Source organism: Bacillus sp. 3255 (genome assembly GCF_031456485.1).
GTDB lineage: Bacteria > Bacillota > Bacilli > Paenibacillales > NBRC-103111 > Paenibacillus_E.
Genome location: NZ_JAVDUS010000024.1, coordinates 94,908 through 114,533 on the forward strand (window position 1 = coordinate 94,908; position 19,626 = coordinate 114,533).

A 19,626-nucleotide genomic window follows, 5' to 3' on the forward strand; every position below is an offset into this window, starting at 1 on the left:
GTCTCTTAATGAAGCGTCTTATTGTACTCCGCTATTTTGGCGTTGACGGCAGCCGCCGCTCCGTCAAGAGCCGCCTGCGGCGATTGCAAGCCGCTGAGCGCCTGATCGATGGCATGCTCCGTGAGCTTGCGCGCATCCGGATAGACGCCAAGCACGCCGCCCTGTGCGGCCTGGTTGGACTTGGCGGCGTTATGCTGCTCTATGGCCGTCTTGAACTGAGGATACTTGGCCATGTTCTCCTTCACGGACGGCAGCTCATAGGCCGCTTCCGCAATAGGGAAATAGCCCGTATTGATATGGAAAACCGCCTGCTGCTCCGGCTCAGTCAAATATTTCATGAACGTCCAGGCCGCCTGCTGTTGGGCTTCGGGCTTGTTGTTCATGATCCAGTTGCTCGCCCCGCCGACACCGACGCCTACGCCGTCTTTGACTTCCGCTTGCGGGAAGAAGCCGGTCCCGACCTCGAATTTACCGTCCACCGTCTCCAGAATATCGCGCAGCGCTGCCGTCGTATCGAAGATCATAGCGACTCTGCCCTCAGCAAAAGCTTTCTTCGAATCATCGCTCTTCCCTGCAGCATAGAAGGCGACCTTCTTATCTACGAGCCCCTTCCACCAAGCAAGCGCCTTAACACCTGCTTCTCCGTTCATCTGCCACTGCGTGGCCAGCCCGTCCCGGCCATTGCCTTGATTCACCAGCTCGGCACCTTGATTGGCGAGGAACTGCTCCATATACCAGCTGTGATTGCCAAAATAGGCGCCCCATACGCCGTTCTTCGTCAGCTTCTGGGCAGCCTGCGCAACATCCTCATACAGCACGGGCGGCTTCTCGGGATTGAGCCCTGCTGCAGCGAACATCTCTTTGTTATAGTATAGAAGCGGATTGGACGCATTGAACGGCATGGAATACAGCGTATCGCCGACCGTGTAATAGTCCAGGATCGCATCATCCAGCTGCCCAATCGCATACTTCTCCAGATCCATGAAATGCTGAATCGGCGTTATCGCCTGCGAGTCGATCATGAATCTTGTGCCGATATCGTAGACTTGAACCATCGTAGGTCCGATGGTCGAACCGATGGAGGCCTTCAGCTTCGTCAAGGTATCATAATAGGAGCCCTGATAGACAGCCTCCACCTGAATATCCTTATGAGTGGCATTAAAGCCGTTCACCAGCTTGTCCACCACTTTGCCGTTATCGCCGCTCATCGAGTGCCACCACAGAACCTTCTGAACCTCCTGCACGGGCGGTTCCTGTCCATCTCCGGGCTCCGAGCCCCGAACGACGGATTGTTTGCCCCATATCGAATAGGAGATGCCTACCAGACTGAAGAGCACAATAATAAATAAAAGATACACCGGTATCGAAATTGTACGTTGGAACGGTTTCATGATATCCCTCCTATGCCTAATCATCATAGGAGTCATATGTTATTGCACTATTAATGCCGTGTAAATGGATTGTAAATTATCAACTAAAACCTCAGGAGGAAGAGCGGTCTAGCCTCCTCGTGACACTCCTGCGGAACTCGCCGGGTGAAACCCCGTACAATTTGTGGAACAATCGGTAAAAGGATCTTGACTCCATACCAACGTTCTCAGCAACCTGTTCAACCGTCATTTCTCCAGCTTCAAGTAAATAAGCCGCCTGTTCCAATTGTACTTTTAAAATATATTGATAAATGGAAAACCCTAATTCATTCTTGAATAATCGATTCAAATGCTGCGATGTGTAGCCGAATATGCGTGACAACTCTTTCAAAGTAGGCTTGCTGGCGTAATGAATAAAAATATAATTTACAAGCTTCTCAATGGTTATTTGGGGATTGCTTACGCTTCTGTGTATACCTGCCGTTTGAAATTTAGCCTCCGCCAATACCGAATAGATGATTTCCGATGTTTGTAATGTCCTGCTTCTGGGGTCGCCTTCAGATCTGCATAGCACATCAATCAACGTTAATAGTCGATTAGGCGAGTTAATCATCGTCAGTTTGTTCAATTTTAAGCGAAATTGCATAAGGAGCGTCAGGTTGCATCCGAATCGTACCGCAGCAATTTCCCACATTTCATCCAGAGGTCGATACTCATAATTGGTTTGAGGCGTGACAATAAGCATCTGATTAGCCTGAATCATACATTCCGGTTCATTGTTAATGCGAATCTTTCCTCTCCCTCGTATACAAACAATGATTTCGCAATGATCCCCTCCCACGTGATATCGCCATGTCGGGTTGAGAACATAGCCTGCCGAGCTCAGGCGGAATGGAAGAGACAGATGCGGATAGCCTAACTCTGAATAAAAATCTTGTGAGAAGAATGGAATGACCCCCCTTATGTAAATACCGCTTTGAAGCTTGCACCCAATCGAAGATGTGTCTACCTTTCGTTTAACGAAAGCATAGCATTTTAAACGAACTGATATGGATTCATTTTTATGCAATTATTTCAATTTTTTTCGATTTTCTGAACTTTTTGACCAAATAGATACAGCATGTCTTCTCCGAGACATGCTGTACGCTATTTCTAATTCAATACCATAACATTAATTACTTACGACTACCCTGGTGCTTGTTGTTTTGCCGTTAGGCGCAACTGCCGTCAGCGTAAAGCTTCCGCCAGTGATGCCCGAATTGTACGCAACATTGACCAGATTGTCTACACCTTCCGAGCTCGCTGAGAGACTCACTGTCAATCCTTGTGAAACATCGTTAATTGTATAGATCACAGGAACTATTTCCTTATATATCGCGATATTCTCGTTTTTGAATTCATCGCCGTACTGATCTTTCACAGCCACATCGCCCATAAGTTTCCAAGCGAGTGCGCCGTCGGCACCTTGCGTTTTAACTGTAATACCGTCGGTGTCGATGACCGTTGATCTTGGGAACGTCTTGCTCGCACTGCTTGTAATCGATTGAATGGCGATAGGATCGTTCTTCACCGTTACGGAGGTTGCCAAGATCTTCGACTCTCCTAAGGCATTCGTATATACCACTGTAATATTCGCTTTGCCGGCTTTATTGCCCAGCACATAGGCTTTGCCTGCCGCCACACTCGTGCGAGCTACGCTGTTGCTGTCGGACACCGCGGAAGTAATCGTATTGAGAACCTTCACCTCGGCCGCCGATTCATCCTTAGCTGAAAGCGCCAGCTCCGCGGCGAATTTATTCGATGAGCCGATCACTTGAGCTGCAGCAATATTTTTGACGGTGCTATCGTCCAACGCGCCGAACAACTCCCTCGGGCTGTTTAAGCTATAGGTTAATTGGACTTGAGCAGGATCGATGACAGTGAATTTCTTCGTCACCGAAACGACAGCGTCATTGATCACATTTCCGGCAGCGCCTCCCGTGAACTCTCTTTTGCGGAGGTTGAACTTCACGGATAAGGAAGAATTCCTCGCTGAAGCCGTCGGCGTAAATTTAAACTCCTTGTCGCTGAATTGCCCGATCGTCAGCACCTGAGATCCGGAAGCAAGCGTCAAATCGCCCGAGTAGGTACCGGCATAATCCGATGAAGGCGTAACCGTCGCATACACATCGTAGGTAACCGTTCGGCCATTGTCCACGAGCTCGATCATACTTCCCGATTGATTCGTAGCAAGCCCGGTGATTGTATCTCCGTATTGGTCGATCAATTGAAATTTCCCGTTAACGGTGGCTGTGTCTACCACTTTCTCAGCAACATTGGTTGCAGATTTGAAGCTAACGGGATAGCGGGCCGCAACGAGCGGGATATTGATTTGCGATTGGCTGTTGACACCGACTCCGAACATCGCAATAAACACATTAGCGTTGCCTTTCCCTTCCACTTTCTTCACATACAATTTCCCTTTATTCGGTCCTTCCGTTACAATGAGCCCTTTGGTATCCAGCATTGTTGCCGGCACGTCCGTAGAAGGGCCGGTTATCAAGTTATTGGAGAGCGAGATGGTGAACCTGCCGTCCTTCGCATTCTGTGCAATATCATCCGCCGTTAGAACGGCGCCCTCTGCATCATACGCCGTAATTTGGATGTATTTATTGCTGTCTCCATAAGCCCATGTATCGCTCGGTGAAGCTAATTCCACCTTATGTGCTACTGCCGTTGATTTGAGAGCTATTTTGGCCGTAGCTGTCGACCCTCCACCATATACGGATAGGGTATATTCCCCGTTTGTTTCAATTTTTGAAGTTACTTTAACAACTACATCATCCATACCGTCGCCATTCTCGTCCGTGATTTGCGCATTCAACTTCTGTTCATAAGGCGTGAGCGAAACCGTTGGGGGAATTAGCGCATCGGAGTCTTTGGTAATGACAGTGCCGTACTGATCGTATTGCGTTAGGGAAGCAACCGCCGTTTCGCCGCTCGCGGATAATGCTGTTTTCCCGCTCTTGTATGTGAAAGCGCCTAGCTCAACCTTGGTCAGGATCGGACGGTCGCCTATCTTAAAGCTCTTGTTCACCGTCATGTGCTGTTCATTATCATAGATGCTTACAGTCACCTGACTGTTATTCGAGATTAATGCCGAATCACTCGTATTTAATTGAACGAATAATTTCCCATCCTCTGTTTTCAACAGCGTCGGTGCTTGGGTTGTAGATGCGATAACCGTATAGTTCCCTGCTTGGAAAGTGGCTGTCTCGCCAAATTGATTCGTTGGTTTCACTTCGACGCGAACTTTCGGAGACTTCGCAATCGTGTCGCTCGCGCTCACGAACTCAATCTTGGTTAATTTCTCAACTTGTCCTTTAAAAGATCCTTTGGCTTGATCTACGGCTTCGGCGTCCAATCCGCCTAAGGTAACGGAATAGTCGCCATCGATAATCTTCACATCCGTGAGCGTCAAAGTTGCAGAGCGCTTATCCTCCGACCATTTTACCGTTGTGGCAATGCTCGTGGTCCCTCTCATTAAAGCTAAAGTTGCTTTCGCGGTATCTATGTCACGGTCGAAAACGACGGATACCGTTTTGGCACCGGCTTGTTTAACTTCTTTCACAGAAGCTTTGGCAGGTTTATTCGCATTGGCGAATACCTGATCTGCGAGATAGGAGCCGTTAACAAGATCGGTTCGAGTCGCGTTCCTAGCACCGTCCGTGCCAAGATCCACCCCGTTTGCCTTCGCAACGTCCAGATAGCCGTTATACCAAGGACTTGTCGACTTTACCTCGGAAGCTTTGCCCAGACCTTTCACGAACAAAGCGGCCAATTGGCCTATTGTCACTTCATCCTTCGGGCTATAGGTCGTATCGTCTATACCGTCGATAATCCCTTTGGATTTAGCCGCTTCGATGAAAGGAATCGCCCAGCTAATCGACTCATCGCTCTTATCGACATCGGCGAAGCTCGAGAAAGCCTTTTCATCAATCGGTAAACCAAAAATCTTGGCTACGAGTTTGGCGGCTTCCGCCCGAGTCATACTTCCCGTAATGTCAAAGTTTTCGCCTTTCCCCTCCATGTAGCCCTGCTTGAGCAAGACGTCGATTCTCACTCTCAGATCGGCATCTATATTCGCCAGATCTTTGTAATCGGCAGTCGTTTTCACCACCGCTGTCGGTGTAGCATTCTGTGGATCTGCGGCTATCGCGGCAGTTGAAAACAGGGACCATGCTAGCACGACTGAAGTAATAGCTGTTAATCTCCTCTTCATAAACGTGTTCGTTCCTCCCCCATAATGGTTACAACGTCGATATCAAATAAGCGATATTTCGACTGAATACAACAAGTTTATCGAAATATGGGGGTTTATGTTATGTATAGAGTGAGCATAAAAGTGGTGATTATGAAGATGAAATCTTCATTTTATTCATAGAATACCTCTCTTTCTGACATGTTATTTAACTGAAAAGATATCTATAATATGGACATACCTATCGGTATTACAGCGCCTTCTCCTCCTTTGAATGCGCTTTCCCAAACTCCCCTTACAGGGGGTTTTTTTATTATGCTGTCGGACCGAGCCCCCAAAAAAACCTCCTACGAAGTAGGAGGTTTGGTAGAAAACTATTCCATTTTGAGCTTCGTTCCTTCCGGCACGATCTGCACCCAGGTGTTGCCCGGCAGCAGAGGCACTTCCTTGCCGCTATCATCGAAGGCGCGCAGGAGTCCGTTCTTGCGTTCCCATGTGATCTGCTGGGACTTGCCCTCTTGCAGGATGACGCCTTTGTTCGGGCCGAAAACGTCGACTTCACGGCGCCCCTCTTTGTCCACGATCTTATGCTTGCTCTCCAGAACGAGCAGGTTCTTGGCCTGCAGCTGCTTGCCGCTTTCTTTATCCAGATGAGGCTTGCCTTCCATGGAACGCATATACACTTTCTCTTGCGCATTGTACTCATACGAAGCGAAGTATCCTTGGATATACGGGATAAAAATATAATGAACGGCCGGCCCGGTCAGCTTGCTTTGGCCGTCCTTGGCGAACGTCAACAGCGGCCCGTTCCACTCCGAGCGGAACTTGCGGGCTTCGGCGCCCTGTTTCATTTTGGCCACGGAGGTGTAGAGATTGTGCGGTGCTTTACGTTCGGTCGAGCGCCAGTAGAAGGCGCCGTCGCCGTACACCTCGTCGAGGTGAGCCAGCTTGCGGCCGGCCATTATGTCCATTGCTTCCTGGCTCCAGCCGGCGTGGACGATGACCGCATCGAGCGCGTCGCCGATCTCCACGAAATACGGCCGGATGCTGCGTACGGGACCGATCACTTCCGCCTCATGGCTCTGGAACACGGACACGAATCTAGTAATCTCGCCCTCGGCGAGAATTTCGTAGACGATGTCCGCTTGATCCAGACCGGTTTGCGGGCGGGCTTGCGGCGCATTCTCGACCATGACCATGAAGGGCCTGCTCTTCACCTCTTGGGCGGACGGAAGTCCGGTCAGCGGGAATTTGTACGGCAGCTCCGGATCCGCCGCCGAAGCGGCGGGCTTGGAGGCGGGCGCTGAAGCTGTCGGAGTCGCTGCAGCCGTATCCGGGCTGACGGAAGGCATCGACGCAGGCGTGTCGCTGCAGCCGATGAGCGTAATCACCGAACAGCCGAGAACGAGCCAGGCGCTGAGGAATTTGGTACGGCGGGATAGGGACAATGATTTCATCGATAGGCACCTCTTCTCTTCTTCTATTGTTCTACGAGATATATATGCTAGGCAATAGATATGTAGAAGTATTTTCGGATAAGTGCTCGAGCTGGGGATGCGGTGGATAACATGTTGATGAGCCTCGTTATGAAACTGGCGTGAGTGATGAACCTGTGGATGGACGCGTACGGCTGCCGGTAGAATCCACTAAAGACCTGCTAACTCATTATATAGACGCTGCTCCGCTGTGTACGGTTGGGATAAGTGTGTGGACGACTTGAGGCGGATGAAGCAGGTAGTCTGGATAACTCGAAGGTCTATCGGGGTCTTGTGATTATGTGGACGATTGGAACTGACGGCGGATGGAGTTATGAACATGTGGATGAGTGCGCCAGCCTCGATAATTAGGTATAGTAAGAAATGTGGATATGTGCAGATGCGGCTAACAGCTCGCCGCCGCGACCGCAACAATCCGGCATAGCGAAATGAAGGAGGCGATGCTCCATGACTGAGCCTGACAACAAAGCCGAAGCCGTCATTCTCTTCGACGGCGTCTGCAATCTATGCAGCGGAGCCGTGCAATTCATTCTGCGGAACGACCCGAAGGGCTACTTCCGCTTCGCGTCGCTGCAGTCCGCTGCCGGGCAGAGGCTGCTGGAGCGGCACGGGCTGCCCGTGTCCACGATCAGCACCATCGTGCTGATCGAGAACGGGCGCGCCTACACGCGCTCCACGGCCGTGCTGCGCATCGCCCGTCGGCTCCGCGGCGCTTACCCGCTGGCGTACGCAGCCATCGTCATTCCGGCGCCGCTGCGGAATCTCGGCTACGACTTCGTCTCGCGGAGCCGCTACCGCTGGTTCGGCCGGGCCGAACAGTGCATGCTGCCCAATCCGGCCTACAGGCAGCGCTTCCTGGAGTAACGGCCGCTGCTGCAACAGCTGCCTCCCGCGGACGCGGCGGTCGTTCGCGGCTAGCTGGAGCTTAACGCCTGCCGCCCGCCGAACATCCAGCAGCTGAGGCTGAGCGTACTCATCTGGAAGCTGTGATGCAGCAGCTTCGCCCGGCGCGCCTCGTCGGCCGCCCCAAGCGCCAGCAGCAAGGGCGCGAAATGCCCCGGCGACGGCACCGCCTCCGCGGCATGCGGCGCTCGTTCGTCGTATCTCAGCAGCGCCTCGAGATTCCACGTGTCGAGCTGCTCCGCCAGCCACTCATCGAACGCCACCGCCCACAGCTGCGGCACCGGATCGTTCCGGTCCAGCCTCCGCAGATTGTGCACCGTGCCCCCGCTGCCCAGAACGAGCACGTCCGCCTCCCGCAAAGAACCGAGCGCCGCACCGATGCGGTAATGCTCTTCCGCCGTCAGCCGCGGATTCACCGAAAGAGCCACGACCGGAATCTGCGCAGCCGGGTACATGTGCGACAAGGGTCCCCATACGCCATGATCCAATCCCCGGTCATCATCGAGCTCACAGCCGATGCCTTCCGCTTCGAATAACTGCCGAATCTGCAAACTGAGCGTCAAATCGCCCCGTGACGGGTATTTCATGTCATGAAGCTTCGGCGGATACCCAGCGAAAGCGTGGAGAGTCCGCGGATGAACCGCCGAGCTTATTCGCTGTACAGGGCTCTCCCAATGTGCGCTGAAGACAGCGATAGCTCTCGGCAGAGGAAGGCTCTTCCCCAGCTTCTGCAGAAACTCGGTGTAAGCATGCTGCTCAATCGCCAATCCCGGCGTTCCATGCGCTATATAAAAAGCCGGCAGCATCACCGCACCTCCTCCCGTCTGGAAATTCATTGCCAGTATTCTACATTATACGCCATCCGCCAGAAATAAAACCTCTTCCCGCGCATAGGCGGCGACAGAGGTTGCCCTGCACCAAGACGGGAACCGAAAGTCGCGCGGAACGGCTCGGCAGGTGAGTGCCGTCTGCCCATGCATGAAACGCGCGGCTCCTGCCAAAACTATCCTTAAGATTAACCCTGGGAGGCAATCGCATGAGTAACCTCTGGACGTTCATTCAGCATCACTGGATTTCCCTTGCGCTCATCCTCGGCGCCATTCTCGCCGTCTGGTATGTGTACAAGAACAAAGACAAATACATCCGCGGCTCAAGCGGCAAGTAACAATTCAGCACGCCGAAGCCCGCATCAAGCAAAAACACAGCCCCTTTCCCGCAAAGCAAGCCGGCAAGAAAGGCACTGTGTTTTTTCATTCCTATTTCAAAGCTTTCATCGCAATATCCGTCCGGTAATGCTTCCCTTCGAAATGAATCCGGTCCGCATCCGCATAAGCTTTCTGGCGGGCTTCGATAATATCTTTGCCGATTCCGGTGATACCCAGAACGCGTCCGCCATTCGTCACGATCTGCCCGTTCTCCAGCGCCGTTCCGGCATGGAACACCAAGGCATCCTGCACGTTCTCCAAGCCTGTAATCGGCAAGCCTTTCGGATAAGGGCCCGGGTAGCCGCCGGAAGCGACGATCACGCAGACCGCTGCATCTTCGCTCCACTCGATCGGCTGCTCAGCCAGCGTTCCGTTGTTGATCGCCAGGAAGATATCCAGCAGATCCGTCCTCAACCGAGGCAAAATCACCTGCGTCTCCGGATCCCCGAAGCGCGCGTTGAACTCGATCGTCTTGACGCCGTCCGGCGTCAGAATCAGGCCCGCGTACAGCACGCCCTTGAACGGACGGCCTTCCTTCACCATCGCATCCGCCGTCGGCTGCACGATGTTCACAAGGGCTTCCTGCACAATGGACTCAGGAACGTGCGGCAGCGGCGAGTAAGTGCCCATTCCGCCCGTGTTCGGCCCTTTGTCGTTATCGAAAACAGGCTTATGATCCTGCGAAGGAACCATTAAGCGAACCGTCGATCCGTCAACGAAAGCAAGTAGCGACATCTCTTGGCCAGTCAAAAACTCTTCAATCACGACGCTCGCGCCGGACTTGCCGAACACTTGATCCACCATGATGTCGCGCAGCGCCGCTTCCGCTTCTTCCATCGTTTGCGCGACCGTCACGCCTTTGCCGGCAGCAAGGCCGTCGGCTTTGATGACGATCGGAGCCTTTTGTGAACGCAGGTAAGCCAGCGCAGGCTCATACGCGTCGAAAGTTTCATAAGCGGCCGTAGGGATGTTGTATTTCTTCAGGAGCTCCTTCATAAATACTTTGCTGCCCTCGATAATCGCGGCATTCGCGCGCGGTCCGAACGCTTCGATCCCTTTGGACTCCAGGTGGTCCACCAGACCCGCCGCTAATGGATCGTCAGGAGCGACCATAACCAGATCAATCGCCTGCTCCTTCGCGAACGTGCTGATCTCCTCAAATTGCAGTTCCGTAATCGGCACGCATTCCGCCAACCCGGCGATGCCGCCGTTCCCCGGCGCGCAGTAAAGCTTGCTGATCTTCGGGCTCTTGCTCAACGCCCATATAATCGCATGCTCGCGCCCGCCTCGTCCAATTACTAGTACACGCATCTATGCCACCCGTCCCTTTCATAGGGAATGCCCACGGTCCCTATTGAATCGTGAGCATTCGCTGTTGTTTTAGTGTTTGAAATGACGTACGCCCGTCATAACCATCGCAATTCCGTTCTCGTTCGCCACGCGGATAGACTCTTCGTCTTTGATCGATCCGCCCGGTTGAATGACCGCCGTGATGCCTGCTTTTGCCGCCATTTCCAGCGTGTCCCCCATCGGGAAGAACGCGTCGGAGGAGAGCACCGCGCCTTTGGACTTCTCGCCGGCTTGCTCAATCGCGATTTTGGCCGCGCCGACACGGTTCATTTGCCCTGCGCCTACGCCAACCGTCATATCGTCAGCGACAAGTACGATCGCATTGGATTTCACATGCTTAACGACTTTCCATGCAAAAAGCAGCTGCTTCATCTCTTCTTCCGTCGGCTGACGCTCGGAAACGACCTTCAGATCGGCTTCCGTCAGTTGGTAAGCATCGCTATCTTGCACGAGCATGCCGCCCTCAACCGTTGTCACGACTGGCTCTGCCTTGCGGCCAGCCACTGTATCTAAGCCGACTACTTTCAGCAGGCGGATATTTTTCTTTTTGGACAGGATCTCAAGCGCTTCCGGTGTAAAATCAGGCGCAATGACGATTTCCAGGAAAATCTCATGCAGCAATTGCGCGGTCGCTTCATCGATCGCACGGTTCGCAGCAACGATGCCGCCGAAGATGGACGTAGGATCCGCTGCGTATGCTTTCTTATAAGCTTCCAGTACGTTCGTCCCGATGCCTACGCCGCAAGGATTCATATGCTTAACCGCAACGACAGCAGGCTCGCTGAACTCTTTGACGATTTGGAGCGCTGTGTTCGCATCGTTGATGTTGTTGTAGGAAAGCTCTTTGCCGTGAAGCTGCTCCGCCGTTGTGATGTTGCCGGCAGCCGCGTTCGGCTTGCGGTAGAAGGCCGCGCTTTGGTGCGGATTCTCTCCGTAGCGAAGCTCCTGCATTTTCTCATACGTAACCGTATAACGCTCTGGGTAAGGCTCGCCCACTTGCTTGGACAAGTAGTCGGCAATCAAAGCATCGTAAGAACCGGTGTGGCGGAACACTTTGGCCGCAAGGCGTTTGCGTGTTTCGAGCGTCGTATCGCCTGTTTCCTGCACTTCTTCCAACACCTTCGCATAGTCAGCCGCATCCACGACGACGGATACGAATGCGTGGTTCTTCGCTGCGGAACGAAGCATGGTCGGACCGCCGATATCGATATTCTCGATCGCGTCCTCGTAAGATACGTTCGGCTTCGCAATAGTCTCAGCGAAAGGATACAAGTTCACGACAACCAGATCGATGTAGTCCAGGCCGAGCTCTTTCATGCTCGCTTGGTGCTCTTCGTTGTCACGAACGGCCAGCAGACCGCTGTGAACAGCCGGGTGCAGCGTTTTGACGCGGCCATCCATGATTTCGGGGAAGCCTGTCACTTCGGAGATCCCGATAACCGGCACTCCTTTGTCCTTCAACAAACTTTGCGTACCGCCTGTAGAAATAATCTCAACGCCCAGCTTTGCCAACTCGCTCGCAAACTCAACGATCCCCGTTTTGTCGGATACGCTGATCAGTGCTCTTTTGATTGCCACGATTCTTCCTCCCAGAAAATGAATTTATAGTAGTTAACGATGTGAAATAAATGCTCTTCTCCGCTACAGCCGCACGCTCACCCTGCGGCCATCCAGGCTGACGCGATTCTCGCGCAGCCAGCGGATGACCTGCGGCAGCAGCACGTGCTCGGCCGCATGAATCCGCTCCGCGAGCGATTCCGCCGTCTCGTGCTCGTGAATCTCCACGGCCCGCTGCGCAATGATCGGCCCGGAGTCCAGCCCGCCGTCGACGAAATGCACGGTGACGCCGGTCTGCTTCACGCCGTACTCGACGGCTTGCTCGATCGCCCGCACGCCGGGGAACGACGGCAGAAGCGACGGATGCACGTTGATCATCCGGCCGTAGAACGGCTCCACCAGCACATTCGTAATAATGCGCATATAGCCCGCCATCACGACCAGATCCACCTTCCGGTCCTGCAATTCCTTGAGAATAACCGCTTCATAAGCCTCACGGTTCTCATACTCCTTCGGGCGGAACGCGAATACCGGCACCTTCGCTTCCTTCGCACGCTCCACCACGTAAGCCTGCGGACGGTCACAGACAAGAAGCTCGATGCTGACATCAAGCTTCCCCTTCTGTACCTGATCTACGATGGCTTGGAAATTCGAACCGCTGCCCGAAGCGAAGATCGCTATCCGGTACGGCTGCATTACACAACAGCTCCTTGGAACGTCACCACACGCTCGCCTTCTGTAACGACGCCCAAGCGGTAAACTTTCTCGCCTTGCGCTTCCGCAGCGGCAATCGCCTTCGCCGCATCGTCAGCCCCAACGATGATGACCATCCCGATCCCCATGTTGAAGGTACGGAACATATCGTTATTGGAAATGGCGCCCTCACGCTGCATCAGCGAGAAAATCGGCAGTATCGGCCATGAGCCGTATTGGATCTCTACGTTCACGCCATCCGGCAGAACGCGCGGAATATTTTCGATGAAACCGCCGCCTGTAATATGCGCCATTCCTTTGATCGCTACATCTTCGAGCATCGCCAGAATCGGCTTCACATACAGCTTCGTCGGCTCCAGCAGCACGTTGCCCAGCTTATCACCCAGCTCTTCTACATGCCCCTGAAGCGTGTACCCTTTCTCTTCCAGCAGCAGCCTGCGCACAAGTGAGAACCCGTTGCTGTGCACACCGCTCGATGCCAGTCCTAACACCACGTCTCCGGGACGGATCGTTGTACCGTCGATGATCTTTTTCTTGTCGACGATTCCAACCGTAAAGCCGGCAATGTCATACTCCCCTTCTGCATACATGCCCGGCATTTCCGCCGTTTCCCCGCCGATGAGCGAGCAGCCCGACTGCGAACAGCCGTCAGCGATCCCTTTGATGATCGATTCGATTTTCTCCGGCACGACTTTGTCGCAAGCCAGATAATCCAGGAAGAACAGCGGCTCCGCGCCCTGAACGATAATATCGTTCACGCACATGGCGACCGCGTCGATGCCGATCGTATCGTGCTTATCCATTGCAAAAGCAATCTTCAGCTTCGTGCCCACTCCGTCCGTACCTGATACGAGCACAGGCTCCTCATACTTGTCTTTGTTCAAGCTGAACAGCCCGCCGAAGCCGCCGAGGTCAGTCAACACTTCAGGACGGAAGGTCCGTTTGACGTGTTTTTTCATCCGTTCTACTGCTTCGTTTCCCGCCGCGATATCGACTCCAGCCTTTTTGTAAGCATCCGACACTTCGCAACCACTCCTTATTTTTGTCTATGTAGAGGGAGGCCCGCAGGCCATCCCGCTCTATTTAATCGCAAGCACAGCCAACCTTCGTGACATCCACGATTTCCGTCGGATAGCTGTTATCGAAGCAAGCCGTACAGTAGCCGCTTTCCGACCCTGCCGAACCTTGACCGATAGAATCTAACAAGCCTTCTTTGGTTAAAAAATGCAACGAATCCGCATTAATCGCTTTGCGAATCTCCTCGATGGAGTTCATCGCGGCGATCAGCTCTTTGCGGTCCGGCGTATCGATACCGTAGTAGCACGGATTCATGAACGGCGGCGAAGAAATCCGCACATGCACTTCCGTCGCGCCGGCTTCGCGCAGCAGGTTGACGATCCGCAAGGACGTTGTGCCGCGAACGATGGAATCATCGATCATGACGACGCGCTTGCCCTCAACCACTTTGCGAACGGCGCTCAGCTTCATTTTGACACCTTGCTCGCGAAGCTCTTGACTTGGAATAATGAACGTCCGGCCCGTGTAACGGTTCTTGATCAAGCCCAGCTCATACGGGATACCCGTCTGCTCGGCGAAACCGATCGCCGCCGAAATACTGGAATCCGGCACACCTGTTACAACATCGGCGTCGACGAACGCTTCCATCGCCAGTCTCTTGCCCATCCGCTTGCGCGCGGAGTGAATGTTGACCGTATCGATGTCGCTGTCCGGACGAGCGAAGTAGATGTACTCCATCGCGCAGATCGCACGACGGCCGCTGTCCGTGAACCGCTCCGAACGGAAGCCGTCGCGGTCAATCACGATGATTTCCCCCGGCTGCACATCACGGAAATACGTGGCTCCCACCGCATCGAAAGCGCAGGACTCGGAAGCGAACAAGTACGCTTCTCCCAGACGGCCGATCATGAAGGGACGAAGTCCGTTCGGATCGAGCGCCGCAATCAGCTTGTCCTTCGTAACAATCAGGAACGCAAAGCCGCCGATGACTTGATTCATCGCATCTTTGACCGCGTCCACGATATCATCGTGCTCCGAACGGGCGATAAGATGCGCCATTACCTCTGTGTCGCTCGTCGTTTGGAAGATCGAACCCTTGCGCTCAAGCTCACGCTTGATGATGTTGGCATTATCTAGGTTACCGTTCGTCGCAATCGCAAGATCGCCTTCCCGGTATTTGAAAACGAGCGGCTGCGCGTTCGCCAGCTTGCTCTCGCCTGCTGTGGAGTAACGCACATGCGCAATGGCCGTGGAGCCGCAAAGAGGCGACAAATTGTCATTGCTAAATACCTCTTTGGCCAGTCCCATGCCGCGGTAATAATTAAACTTCCCTTCATCTACCGTACAAATGCCTGCGCTTTCCTGCCCGCGGTGCTGCAGGGCGTGAAGCCCGTAGTAGCACAGAGAGGAAGCTTCGGGATGTCCGTACACCCCGAAAACGCCGCACTCTTCATTCAGCTTGTCAAACAATCCGCCATGGCCGCCTACACCTTCGTTGAAATACTCGCCTGTCCAAAGCTCATGCTGTTTGTCCCCAAGTTGTACCTTGGGAGCAGCCGGAAGCTTCATGGCCTCGGATTGTTTTACGCCATTAGACATGGGATCGCATCCTTCCAGACTTTCGCCAGCTCGCTTACAGGAGACTGGAGACGCTGTTCGTTGTTGATTTTAACGGTCAATTCAGAACCGGTGACTGTTCCAATTTCTTGGTACGGCACGCCTTGGGAAGCCACCCAATGCTTCAGGGCATCGGCTTTATCCGGCGATGCGCTTAGCAGAATACGGGATTGCGTCTCGCTGAACAGCGCGAAATCAGGACGAAGCTCGGAAGCGACGTTGATCTCAGCACCTACGTTGCCGCTGATGCAGCTCTCGGCCAGAGCAACCGCCAAGCCGCCTTCGGACAAGTCGTGCGCAGAAGCGACAAGGCCTTCTTGAATCGCTTTGAGTACCGTATTTTGCAGACGTTTCTCCACTTCCAGATCAAGCACCGGAGGACGTCCTTCGGTTACACCGTGAATCACATATTGGAATTCGCTGCCGCCGAGCTCCGCTTTCGTCTCGCCAAGCAGGATGATGATGTCGCCTTCTTGTTTGAAGCTTTGAGTTGTGATGTGGTCGATGTCATGCACCAGACCGACCATCCCTATAACCGGAGTCGGGTAAATGGCACCCTTCGCGTTCTCGTTGTAGAGAGACACGTTACCGCCGATAACCGGCGTATCCAGGAAGCGGCAAGCTTCCGCCATCCCGTCTGTGGACTTCTCCAGCTGCCAGAAGATTTCCGGCTTATCCGGGCTGCCGAAGTTCAGGTTGTCCGTAACCGCAAGCGGCTCGGCACCGGAACAAACGATGTTGCGCGCTGCTTCGGAAACGGCGATCCGACCGCCGACTTCCGGATCGAGATACACATAGCGTCCGTTGCAGTCGGTTGTCATCGCGAGCCCTTTGCGCGTGCCGCGAATCGTCACAACCGCTGCATCCGAACCCGGACGCACCGCCGTATCCGTACGAACCATATAATCATACTGGTTGTAAACCCACTCTTTGCTTGCTACCGTCGGGGACGCAAGCACCGATTTCAGCGCATCCGTCAGCTTCGTTACCTCCGGGTAACGAGTCGTGTCGATCGCTGCGCCTGCTTCATAATAAGCCGGAATCTTGCTCGGCTTATTGTAGACCGGGCACTCGTCCACGAGCGCGCCGACCGGCATGTTCCCCACGACTTCCCCGTGGTGGATCAATTTCAGGTAACCGTCGTCGGTGACCTTGCCGACTTTCGCGCAGTGCAGACCCCAACGCTCGAAAATACCCTTCGCTTGCGCCTCATGCTTAGGCTCAACTACGAAAAGCATACGCTCTTGCGACTCGGACAACATCATTTCGTAAGCTGTCATGCCTTCTTCACGCTGTGGAACTTCATCCAGGTAAAGCTCCATGCCGTTGCCGGCTTTACTTGCCATCTCGGCGCTGGAGCAGGTTAGACCTGCAGCGCCCATATCTTGAATACCGAGCACGATGCCGGAATTGATGAGCTCCAAGCAAGCTTCAAGCACCAGCTTCTCCATGAACGGATCGCCGACTTGCACCGCCGGACGCTTCGCTTCGGATTCAGCCGTCAACTCCTCGGATGCGAATGTCGCCCCGTGGATCCCGTCGCGGCCTGTTGCCGGGCCGACGTAGAAGACCGGGTTGCCTACACCTTTGGCCACACCGCGTTGGATTTTGTCGTGGTCGATCAGACCTACGCACATTGCGTTAACGAGCGGATTGCCTTCATAGCTCTCGTCGAACATCACTTCGCCGCCCACTGTCGGAATCCCGATACAGTTACCGTAACCGGCGATACCGGATACAACGTGCTCGAACAAGTATTTCACGCGGTCATTCTGCAATTTACCGAAACGGAGTGAGTTAAGTAGTGCTACAGGGCGCGCGCCCATGGAGAAAATATCACGAATAATTCCGCCCACACCTGTCGCTGCACCTTGGTAAGGCTCGATTGCCGAAGGGTGGTTATGACTTTCAATTTTGAAAACAACCGCTTGGTTGTCCCCGATATCTACAATCCCTGCGCCTTCACCGGGTCCCATCAGAACGCGAGGTCCTGTGACCGGGAATTTGCGAAGCACGGGTTTGGAATTTTTGTAAGAGCAATGCTCGGACCACATAACGCTGAATACGCCGATCTCCACATAGTTCGGGTTGCGTCCAAGGAAGCCGCAAATTTTGGCATACTCTTCGTCCGTTACGCCCATTTGCTTGTAAATTTTCTGTTCCGCGATTTGTTCGGCTGTCGGTTCCTTAGCGGATAGCTGCTGCGTCATGTTTTTCCCTCCAAGCGCTTAGAATTGATGTGAACATTTTCTTGCCGTCGGCGGAGCCCAGAATTTCGTGAATGGCACGCTCAGGATGGGGCATCATACCAACTACATTACCAGCTTTATTGGAGATTCCCGCGATATCGTCAACGGATCCGTTCGGGTTAGCCCCCGCTTCATAACGGAACACGATTTGATTGTTTTCTTGCAGTTCTTTCAGCGTCGCGTCGTCGCAGTAGTAGTTGCCTTCACCGTGGGCGATCGGAATGTTGATCAGTTCGCCTTCTGCGTAATCGCGCGTGAAGGCTGTGTTGTTATTCTCCACTTTCAGCAGCGCCTGGTGGCAGCGGAACTTCATGCCTTTGTTGCGCAGCAAAGCGCCCGGCAGCAATTTGGCTTCCGTCAACACTTGGAATCCGTTGCAAATGCCTAGAATGTATTTGCCTTCTTCAGCAGCCTTCGCTACGGCCTTCATCACGTTCGTGAATTGCGCGATCGCTCCGCAGCGCAGGTAATCCCCATAAGAGAATCCGCCCGGCACAAGGATGCAGTCGTATTTGGACAAATCGTCCGCCGTATGCCACACATAATCAACCGGTTGACCGATCGTATCTTCTACCGCCTTATAACAGTCAATATCACAGTTTGAACCCGGAAAAACAAGAACCGCAAAATTCATGACGTTTCCTCCCTCTAAGAGTTTTGCCTTTGGCAAAACTTGCTTCGTATGCCTATCCTCTGGTTTCTGTTACGCCAACTCGTAGCGGTAGTCCTCGATCACCGTGTTCGCGAGCAGCTTCTCGCACATTGCTTTTACACGCGCTTCCGCTTCCGCTTTATCCGTCGTTCCCAGCTCAAGCTCCAAATATTTGCCGATACGCACTTTGCCGACTTCCTCGAACCCCATCGAATGAAGCGCGCCTTGTACCGCTGTTCCTTGCACATCCAATACGTTCTGCTTGATTGTTACGTAGACCGTTGCTTTCATTTCCCAATCTCCTCCTCGTATGTGCTTGCTTTGCTTAATATTTTTAATCGACCAAACGCCGCAAAATCTCTTTGTACCGGTTCGCCGTCTCTTCAACAACCGAAGCCGGAAGCTCATCCGGTTCGCTGTTCTTGTCCCAGCCGGAATTCGCCAGGTAGGTACGGACAGGCTCTTTGTCCATGGAATCGATCTCGATATCCAAGGCGTACTTGTCTTCCGCCCAGTAACGCGAGGAATCCGGTGTGAAAATCTCATCAATAATAATAAGTTCACCGGCATAGAAGCCGAATTCGAACTTCGTATCCGCTAAAATGATGCCCTTCTGCTCACAAATGGAATGAGCCAGCGTGTACAGCATAATACTGCGCTCTTGCAGCTCGTAGGTCAGCTGTTCGCCGACCAAGCCGATCATCTGCTCGATGGAGATGTCTTCGTCGTGGCCTACATCATTCTTGGCTGCCGGCGTGAAGATCGGATCGTTCAGACGCTGATTCTTCCGCAACCCTTCCGGCAGCTTGCGCCCGTTGATTTCGCCCGTTTTCTCATACTGTCTCCAGCCGTTGCCTGTGATGTATCCGCGAACGACGCACTCGATGGAGATGCGCTCCGCTTTCTTCGCAACAATAATGCGCTCTCTGAGAAGCTCTCTCGCTGCCGCATCCGGAATCACATCTTGGAGCTGTTCCACGTCTGTATGAACGATATGATTTTTCATATAACCGCTCGTCACGCCGAACCAATACTTGCTCAGCGCGTTGAGCACGTAGCCTTTGTCAGGAACGCCCGGCTTCAGAATATAGTCGAACGCCGAGATCCGATCCGTGACGACGATCAGATAATTTTCGCCCAAATCGTACAGCTCGCGCACTTTCCCTTTGTGAACCAGAGGCGCCTTAACGAAATCAACCGCTGAATCAAGAATGTTACTTGCCACGGACAACCCTTCCCTTCTCTCCCAGAATACT

General features: G+C 53.4%; 17 protein-coding genes. 2 read left to right on the plus strand and 15 right to left on the minus strand.

All coding sequences use genetic code 11. From position 1 onward, the window contains the following. Nucleotides 1-5 precede the first annotated feature (5 nt). The 4 genes from J2X61_RS30190 to J2X61_RS30205 all read right to left on the minus strand — a co-directional run bounded on the left by J2X61_RS30190 (nucleotide 6) and on the right by J2X61_RS30205 (nucleotide 7,067). Nucleotides 6-1,391 (minus strand): ABC transporter substrate-binding protein, encoded by a 1,386-nt coding sequence (locus J2X61_RS30190; RefSeq protein ID WP_310193440.1) that lies wholly within the window; start codon nucleotides 1,389-1,391, stop codon nucleotides 6-8. 91 nt (nucleotides 1,392-1,482) lie between these two features. Then, nucleotides 1,483-2,211 (minus strand): AraC family transcriptional regulator, encoded by a 729-nt coding sequence (locus J2X61_RS30195; protein WP_310193543.1) that lies wholly within the window; start codon nucleotides 2,209-2,211, stop codon nucleotides 1,483-1,485. Between the two features lie 330 nt (nucleotides 2,212-2,541). Further along, on the minus strand, nucleotides 2,542-5,631 hold the full coding sequence (locus J2X61_RS30200; RefSeq protein ID WP_310193444.1) for an S-layer homology domain-containing protein: 3,090 nt from the start codon (nucleotides 5,629-5,631) through the stop codon (nucleotides 2,542-2,544). A 353-nt stretch (nucleotides 5,632-5,984) separates the two neighbouring features. Further along, the gene (locus J2X61_RS30205; RefSeq protein ID WP_274472575.1) at nucleotides 5,985-7,067 is read right to left on the minus strand and encodes a DUF3048 domain-containing protein; all 1,083 of its coding nucleotides are present in this window, start codon (nucleotides 7,065-7,067) and stop codon (nucleotides 5,985-5,987) included. A 486-nt stretch (nucleotides 7,068-7,553) separates the two neighbouring features. On the opposite strand from J2X61_RS30205, the gene J2X61_RS30210 reads away from it, so the two are divergent. After that, nucleotides 7,554-7,970, plus strand: a complete 417-nt coding sequence (locus tag J2X61_RS30210; protein ID WP_310193447.1) for a thiol-disulfide oxidoreductase DCC family protein — start codon at nucleotides 7,554-7,556, stop codon at nucleotides 7,968-7,970. Between the two features lie 50 nt (nucleotides 7,971-8,020). Here J2X61_RS30210 and J2X61_RS30215 read toward each other — a convergent pair whose 3' ends face one another. Further along, nucleotides 8,021-8,815: a DODA-type extradiol aromatic ring-opening family dioxygenase gene (locus J2X61_RS30215; RefSeq protein ID WP_310193451.1), complete on the minus strand. Its 795-nt coding sequence runs from the start codon at nucleotides 8,813-8,815 to the stop codon at nucleotides 8,021-8,023. Between the two features lie 45 nt (nucleotides 8,816-8,860). Beyond that, on the minus strand, nucleotides 8,861-8,989 hold the full coding sequence (locus J2X61_RS30220; RefSeq protein ID WP_310193454.1) for a hypothetical protein: 129 nt from the start codon (nucleotides 8,987-8,989) through the stop codon (nucleotides 8,861-8,863). A 56-nt stretch (nucleotides 8,990-9,045) separates the two neighbouring features. On the opposite strand from J2X61_RS30220, the gene J2X61_RS30225 reads away from it, so the two are divergent. Next, nucleotides 9,046-9,174 carry a hypothetical protein gene (locus J2X61_RS30225; RefSeq protein ID WP_274472572.1) on the plus strand — a complete coding sequence of 43 codons (129 nt, stop codon included), beginning with the start codon at nucleotides 9,046-9,048 and terminating at the stop codon, nucleotides 9,172-9,174. A gap of 91 nt (nucleotides 9,175-9,265) precedes the next feature. Here J2X61_RS30225 and purD read toward each other — a convergent pair whose 3' ends face one another. From purD to J2X61_RS30270, 9 genes are all read right to left on the minus strand, one after another. Continuing rightward, nucleotides 9,266-10,525: a phosphoribosylamine--glycine ligase gene (gene purD, locus J2X61_RS30230; protein WP_310193457.1), complete on the minus strand. Its 1,260-nt coding sequence runs from the start codon at nucleotides 10,523-10,525 to the stop codon at nucleotides 9,266-9,268. 69 nt (nucleotides 10,526-10,594) lie between these two features. Continuing rightward, a complete protein-coding gene (gene purH / locus J2X61_RS30235) occupies nucleotides 10,595-12,142 on the minus strand; it encodes a bifunctional phosphoribosylaminoimidazolecarboxamide formyltransferase/IMP cyclohydrolase (protein WP_274472570.1) in 1,548 nt (515 codons plus the stop codon). 63 nt (nucleotides 12,143-12,205) lie between these two features. Further along, entirely contained in the window at nucleotides 12,206-12,817 is a 612-nt protein-coding gene (purN, locus tag J2X61_RS30240; RefSeq protein ID WP_310193460.1) for a phosphoribosylglycinamide formyltransferase, read from the minus strand. Next, nucleotides 12,817-13,857, minus strand: coding sequence for a phosphoribosylformylglycinamidine cyclo-ligase (purM, locus tag J2X61_RS30245; protein ID WP_274472568.1), 1,041 nt, complete (start codon nucleotides 13,855-13,857; stop codon nucleotides 12,817-12,819). Before purM ends, purN begins: the two co-directional genes overlap by 1 nt. Before the next feature lie 61 nt (nucleotides 13,858-13,918). After that, nucleotides 13,919-15,421, minus strand: coding sequence for an amidophosphoribosyltransferase (purF, locus tag J2X61_RS30250; protein WP_310193546.1), 1,503 nt, complete (start codon nucleotides 15,419-15,421; stop codon nucleotides 13,919-13,921). Between the two features lie 14 nt (nucleotides 15,422-15,435). Continuing rightward, nucleotides 15,436-17,679: a phosphoribosylformylglycinamidine synthase subunit PurL gene (gene purL, locus J2X61_RS30255; RefSeq protein WP_310193462.1), complete on the minus strand. Its 2,244-nt coding sequence runs from the start codon at nucleotides 17,677-17,679 to the stop codon at nucleotides 15,436-15,438. Next, nucleotides 17,657-18,352, minus strand: coding sequence for a phosphoribosylformylglycinamidine synthase subunit PurQ (purQ, locus tag J2X61_RS30260; protein WP_310193463.1), 696 nt, complete (start codon nucleotides 18,350-18,352; stop codon nucleotides 17,657-17,659). The genes purL and purQ overlap by 23 nt, the downstream gene beginning before the upstream one ends. Before the next feature lie 69 nt (nucleotides 18,353-18,421). Beyond that, nucleotides 18,422-18,661 carry a phosphoribosylformylglycinamidine synthase subunit PurS gene (purS, locus tag J2X61_RS30265; RefSeq protein WP_079414612.1) on the minus strand — a complete coding sequence of 80 codons (240 nt, stop codon included), beginning with the start codon at nucleotides 18,659-18,661 and terminating at the stop codon, nucleotides 18,422-18,424. A 43-nt stretch (nucleotides 18,662-18,704) separates the two neighbouring features. After that, nucleotides 18,705-19,601, minus strand: coding sequence for a phosphoribosylaminoimidazolesuccinocarboxamide synthase (locus J2X61_RS30270; RefSeq protein ID WP_310193468.1), 897 nt, complete (start codon nucleotides 19,599-19,601; stop codon nucleotides 18,705-18,707). Between the last annotated feature and the right edge of the window lie 25 nt (nucleotides 19,602-19,626).

What these genes read in the sequence shown, in the direction of transcription:
- J2X61_RS30190 (WP_310193440.1), bottom strand. Translation starts at nt 1,391, where the DNA reads ATGAAACCGTTCCAACGTACAATTTCGATACCGGTGTATCTTTTATTT.
- J2X61_RS30200 (WP_310193444.1), bottom strand. Translation starts at nt 5,631, where the DNA reads ATGAAGAGGAGATTAACAGCTATTACTTCAGTCGTGCTAGCATGGTCC.
- J2X61_RS30205 (WP_274472575.1), bottom strand. Translation starts at nt 7,067, where the DNA reads ATGAAATCATTGTCCCTATCCCGCCGTACCAAATTCCTCAGCGCCTGG.
- J2X61_RS30210 (WP_310193447.1), top strand. Translation starts at nt 7,554, where the DNA reads ATGACTGAGCCTGACAACAAAGCCGAAGCCGTCATTCTCTTCGACGGC.
- J2X61_RS30215 (WP_310193451.1), bottom strand. Translation starts at nt 8,815, where the DNA reads ATGCTGCCGGCTTTTTATATAGCGCATGGAACGCCGGGATTGGCGATT.
- J2X61_RS30220 (WP_310193454.1), bottom strand. Translation starts at nt 8,989, where the DNA reads ATGCATGGGCAGACGGCACTCACCTGCCGAGCCGTTCCGCGCGACTTT.
- J2X61_RS30225 (WP_274472572.1), top strand. Translation starts at nt 9,046, where the DNA reads ATGAGTAACCTCTGGACGTTCATTCAGCATCACTGGATTTCCCTTGCG.
- purD (WP_310193457.1), bottom strand. Translation starts at nt 10,525, where the DNA reads ATGCGTGTACTAGTAATTGGACGAGGCGGGCGCGAGCATGCGATTATA.
- purN (WP_310193460.1), bottom strand. Translation starts at nt 12,817, where the DNA reads ATGCAGCCGTACCGGATAGCGATCTTCGCTTCGGGCAGCGGTTCGAAT.
- purF (WP_310193546.1), bottom strand. Translation starts at nt 15,421, where the DNA reads ATGAAGCTTCCGGCTGCTCCCAAGGTACAACTTGGGGACAAACAGCAT.
- purL (WP_310193462.1), bottom strand. Translation starts at nt 17,679, where the DNA reads ATGACGCAGCAGCTATCCGCTAAGGAACCGACAGCCGAACAAATCGCG.
- purQ (WP_310193463.1), bottom strand. Translation starts at nt 18,352, where the DNA reads ATGAATTTTGCGGTTCTTGTTTTTCCGGGTTCAAACTGTGATATTGAC.
- purS (WP_079414612.1), bottom strand. Translation starts at nt 18,661, where the DNA reads ATGAAAGCAACGGTCTACGTAACAATCAAGCAGAACGTATTGGATGTG.